Source organism: Chloroherpetonaceae bacterium, assembly GCA_025056565.1.
Lineage (GTDB): Bacteria > Bacteroidota > Chlorobiia > Chlorobiales > Thermochlorobacteraceae > Thermochlorobacter.
The window spans coordinates 1-5,484 of the sequence record JANWWA010000028.1; the positions used below are offsets into that span (position 1 = coordinate 1).

Genomic DNA, 5,484 nt, shown 5'->3' on the forward strand with positions numbered 1-5,484 from the left:
CTGTTCTCTATCAGGTCTAATGGATGTATTTTGTAAACCACCTGCACGTCTATTTTGAGAGAGAGCTGTCAGCATGTTTTTAAATGCAGCCTCATTTTTTTTAGCTTCCTCGACGGTTGCATGTGGAGCAAATGATTTAGCCAGTTCTGATGCGGACGGCATGGATGCGGGTGAAGACTGGGGCGCACCTGGTATGCCTGGAGCGCCTGAGGATGACGCAGTGGTTTCTTCTTTGGAGGCTAATTCAGATGAAAACGTCGGCAAAACAGGTTTACGACGGTAAAAATAGATTGTTACATTCTTTTCTGGAAGTCCATAAATCTCACTTACTTTGCGTCGAACTGATGAAAAACTTTTTACGTTAAAATGGAGAAAGTTCAAGTCGCCATAATATGCATAATCATCATCGTCAATTTCAATAATGTTTGATGGATTAAACTGAATAAAAGAAATTTGCCGACCATCTACAACACGAGTAGATTCAAAAATTTGAAATTCACTTTCATCATTTCCTGCAGGCGACACGGATGCACCTGTGGTATCTCGGGAGGGAGGAATAGAAAAAGAACGTGGTGGAGATGAAGAGGAATTTGATGATGATTCGTTTGTAGAAGAAACAGAAGACCGTTTGCGACCAATGTATTCGTAGAGAGCTTTATTAAGTTTTGCAGGTAGCAAGTTATTTTTAATTGGATCAAGACAAACATGCACTTCAAATCGATACTTTGCTAGAATTCTACAGATAACTTCCAAGACAGATAATCCTGTTCTAAATACAGGAACACGAATAATATATTCAGTTGATGTGCGTCCATCTTCAGAAGGCACATGAATATGTGCAAATGGAATATCAATCAGTCCTTTGTTTTCTAGTCCTACAATATCTTCTGCTTCAATATAGGTTGAGAATTGAATATCCTGAGTTATTTCAATCCCACATTGGTGCAATTAGAATTACATTTTATCAGCCAAACTGTCTATTAAGATGGTGAGATTTCAATCCCACATTGGTGCAATTAGAATTTTCCCTTTTTGATGAGGGAAAACGCAATGCTAACCAAATTTCAATCCCACATTGGTGCAATTAGAATAAGAGCGAATATGTTTTATCAGCCGAGCTGATGATAATTTCAATCCCACATTGGTGCAATTAGAATTGCGACGGGCTTTATCAACTTTTATAGTCATGTATTCATTTCAATCCCACATTGGTGCAATTAGAATTAGTCATGTAAACACCCCTTGTAGCGTTTAAGCTACAATTTCAATCCCACATTGGTGCAATTAGAATTCTGAGGTAATTAAGAAAAATAAAGAGGCGATCTCATTTCAATCCCACATTGGTGCAATTAGAATCCGAATCCATCTTCGGGGAGGACCTACATTCCTACATTTCAATCCCACATTGGTGCAATTAGAATACTTTCTCCATTTTAACGTAAAAAGTTTTTCATCAGTTATTTCAATCCCACATTGGTGCAATTAGAATTTCACTTTAGAGTTCCAACAGGACTAAAACGTTTTGAATTTCAATCCCACATTGGTGCAATTAGAATTGGGACGTAAATGCACTTCTCATGCGACGCTATTCATTTCAATCCCACATTGGTGCAATTAGAATCTGCGTTATTTCTTCTCATTTGAACCAAGCAGGCAGATTTCAATCCCACATTGGTGCAATTAGAATGTTATCCCTGAGCTGACAACACGTCTCTCCGTCTTTATTTCAATCCCACATTGGTGCAATTAGAATGTGCACGTTACCGTAGTCATGAGCAGCTACCAGTCGTATTTCAATCCCACATTGGTGCAATTAGAATTTTGCCTGCTTTTTTTATTTAGTCTCAAAAAAAAATATTTCAATCCCACATTGGTGCAATTAGAATCTCTATCTCCGTATGAGCTTGAAATTGCCGAAGTGGATTTCAATCCCACATTGGTGCAATTAGAATATACACAATAATTAGATACACGATAATAGGGAAGATTCGATTTCAATCCCACATTGGTGCAATTAGAATAGTTCTGCTCAAGTTTTAGTGTGCGCTTTTAATAAGATTTCAATCCCACATTGGTGCAATTAGAATAAAGAACCTTTACATTGTGACGAGAGTGTGATTTTCCAATTTCAATCCCACATTGGTGCAATTAGAATCAAAACTTAGAAATTGTATTAGCTTCTACGCATGCTTATTTCAATCCCACATTGGTGCAATTAGAATCGCCAGCGCCACTTAAATATCTTTCCTGACATTTATTTCAATCCCACATTGGTGCAATTAGAATAGGCGTCCTCATCACTTCGTTCTCACTGAGCGAAGTGGTATTTCAATCCCACATTGGTGCAATTAGAATGTGTGTTCGGGGTGTGTGTTGTTGTGCGAATTTTTGATTTCAATCCCACATTGGTGCAATTAGAATCTGCCCCCCGCAGGAACGCTCCCCTGAGGGGCTTTGATTTCAATCCCACATTGGTGCAATTAGAATTAAGCGTTCCTATAAGCCTCTTAAAATCGTCACAAACATTTCAATCCCACATTGGTGCAATTAGAATTCAAACAAAATGTCCTGGGCAGTTTCTGAAAACCCAATTTCAATCCCACATTGGTGCAATTAGAATTCACCAGAACCATCTATCTGGTCTTGCGAAGTTAAATTTCAATCCCACATTGGTGCAATTAGAATAATATTCATTTTTTCTTTCTTTTTTCTGCGCTGCTTCATTTCAATCCCACATTGGTGCAATTAGAATGCAAGTTCAATATGAGACTTGCCGCAGCGATAATTTACATTTCAATCCCACATTGGTGCAATTAGAATGAATTTAGAATCCCCAATCCACGCCCGCATTTCCACTATTTCAATCCCACATTGGTGCAATTAGAATCGCAACAGCGTCAACAAGAATGTTTCCCTCTGAACTCTATTTCAATCCCACATTGGTGCAATTAGAATAAGGCGGCGTCGCTGAAGTGTTTGAAGAGGGATTCTATTTCAATCCCACATTGGTGCAATTAGAATATTCCACATCCTAAGGCGAAGGGGGTTGCTCTTACGCATTTCAATCCCACATTGGTGCAATTAGAATTTTGTGTATATGTTGTGTGTTGTGATGGATGTGTATATTTCAATCCCACATTGGTGCAATTAGAATACGATAGACATAGCATTTAATTAACGGTTTAACAAATTTCAATCCCACATTGGTGCAATTAGAATTGCCTGCGCTAGCGACGGCATTGCACTGCATGCGATTTCAATCCCACATTGGTGCAATTAGAATTGTAGGGAGAGTTCGCATCCATGTCTTCATAATCATTTCAATCCCACATTGGTGCAATTAGAATTTGTTAGCTTTTACATAAAATTTTTTTACTTTTTTATTTCAATCCCACATTGGTGCAATTAGAATAGGCGCTACGTTTTGCAACGTAACAATCACGCCCTCATTTCAATCCCACATTGGTGCAATTAGAATTAAGCAAAAAGTCTCCCGTAAAGAAAAACGGCACAAATTTCAATCCCACATTGGTGCAATTAGAATTGAAGTGTAAGTCTGGGTGTACGCGGTCGCCGGTGCGATTTCAATCCCACATTGGTGCAATTAGAATTTTCATGGAGACGCCATCAAGTGAAAACACCTTGTATTTCAATCCCACATTGGTGCAATTAGAATCCCAGACATAGTCTCTGAGGGCAAACTCCCTTGCGAATTTCAATCCCACATTGGTGCAATTAGAATAGAGAAACAGAAAAACAATTTCTGAACTCCCGCCACCCAATTTCAATCCCACATTGGTGCAATTAGAATCCATGAAACAGTTACAAAACGCTCTCGCGACCATCTTATTTCAATCCCACATTGGTGCAATTAGAATCCCAGTCGAAGTATAAGCAGCTCCATCTGTCTATCCATATTTCAATCCCACATTGGTGCAATTAGAATGAGCGGTCTACAGCGTCCAGAACCAAAGCCAGCAACTTATTTCAATCCCACATTGGTGCAATTAGAATTCGGAAAACGTATCCGTTATCGAATACAAATACCTATTTCAATCCCACATTGGTGCAATTAGAATCTTCGGGATGCAGTATGACTTCGCATCCCGGACAAATATTTCAATCCCACATTGGTGCAATTAGAATTCTCATTTACTCAGGGATAACTGTGTTCCCTGAGCTATTTCAATCCCACATTGGTGCAATTAGAATCGCGAAAACAATTGCGCGGGCTGCCCATGCCGCGCGGAATTTCAATCCCACATTGGTGCAATTAGAATATGCTTCGTTGCGTATTGCTCAGTCTTATATTGTCCATTTCAATCCCACATTGGTGCAATTAGAATGGCATCGTACTTCGTTGCAATTTCCGCGATCGCCGATTTCAATCCCACATTGGTGCAATTAGAATAGCGCTCAGGCATAAAGCGCTCCCGCTGCTTGCGCAATTTCAATCCCACATTGGTGCAATTAGAATGCTTTATATTGAATGTTCACATAGCTTTATATTGAAATTTCAATCCCACATTGGTGCAATTAGAATTCGGTTTCGTAATTTTTTTTTTAATTGGGGGAATGAAATTTCAATCCCACATTGGTGCAATTAGAATCCTGAGCTTGGATACGAGATGACCCGGGATATTTTCATTTCAATCCCACATTGGTGCAATTAGAATGTTTCTTTTTTTTTTTGCTCAAACGGACAAAGCACATTTCAATCCCACATTGGTGCAATTAGAATATGTTCCACTTCAAATAGATAATCAGCCAATTTTTGATTTCAATCCCACATTGGTGCAATTAGAATATTTATGACGGCGAAACCTTCAGACTATGCAGAATTATTTCAATCCCACATTGGTGCAATTAGAATTATCATTCTTCCTCGCAAACAATTCATTTAGATATTAAGAAAGACAAACTTTCTATAGTTGGCACGGATCGATATATACTCCGCTATTCAGAACAGCCCTATATGTATCTTTCTCACTATTTCAAGCCACTTCCTGTCAAAACTAAGGAAGGACATCGTTTATCTTCTTTGGACACATTGTCTTATAATGAAGAAGACGGTATTACGATGAATGTTCCGTTTTTATTTGCACAGTCTCTCTTATCTTGTTTAGAACAAACAAAGATTTATGCGGACGATAAAATTTTAATTAAAACGTATGGATATAAACCTTGTTTTGTTGAACACCAGTCTAATTCTACGGCAGTAGATAGATGGAGCGAGTATCTTTTACGTTATCACATATCACGTGTTGAGTTTAGAAAAGAGGGAGTATGGCGGTTTGTTATTGAACCATTTCATGGTGAGATATTTCCTAATTATCCTAGTGTGATTCGTCAATGTCCTGTTGCAAAAGCAGTTGTATCAACACGTGATATGCTTCATGCTTTAGATTTATTAGCAGAGCAGTATGTGCTACGTTCACGGGCTTTAGATCTTCGGGTTGGACATAAAAAAGAGTGTGGTGTAAA

At 38.5% G+C, this 5,484-nt stretch carries 2 protein-coding genes and 1 CRISPR repeat array; of the genes, one reads left to right on the forward strand and one right to left on the reverse strand.

Going from position 1 to position 5,484, the window contains the following annotated elements:
• Positions 1–828: hypothetical protein (locus NZM05_12465; protein ID MCS7014427.1), on the reverse strand; the 828-nt coding region annotated here is incomplete at its 3' end.
• Positions 829–925: 97 nt separating this feature from the next.
• Positions 926–4,873: direct repeats of the CRISPR family, unit length 30 nt; unit sequence ATTTCAATCCCACATTGGTGCAATTAGAAT.
• A 102-nt stretch (positions 4,874–4,975) separates the two neighbouring features.
• On the opposite strand from NZM05_12465, the gene NZM05_12470 reads away from it, so the two are divergent.
• Positions 4,976–5,484: hypothetical protein (locus NZM05_12470; GenBank protein MCS7014428.1), on the forward strand; the 509-nt coding region annotated here is incomplete at its 3' end.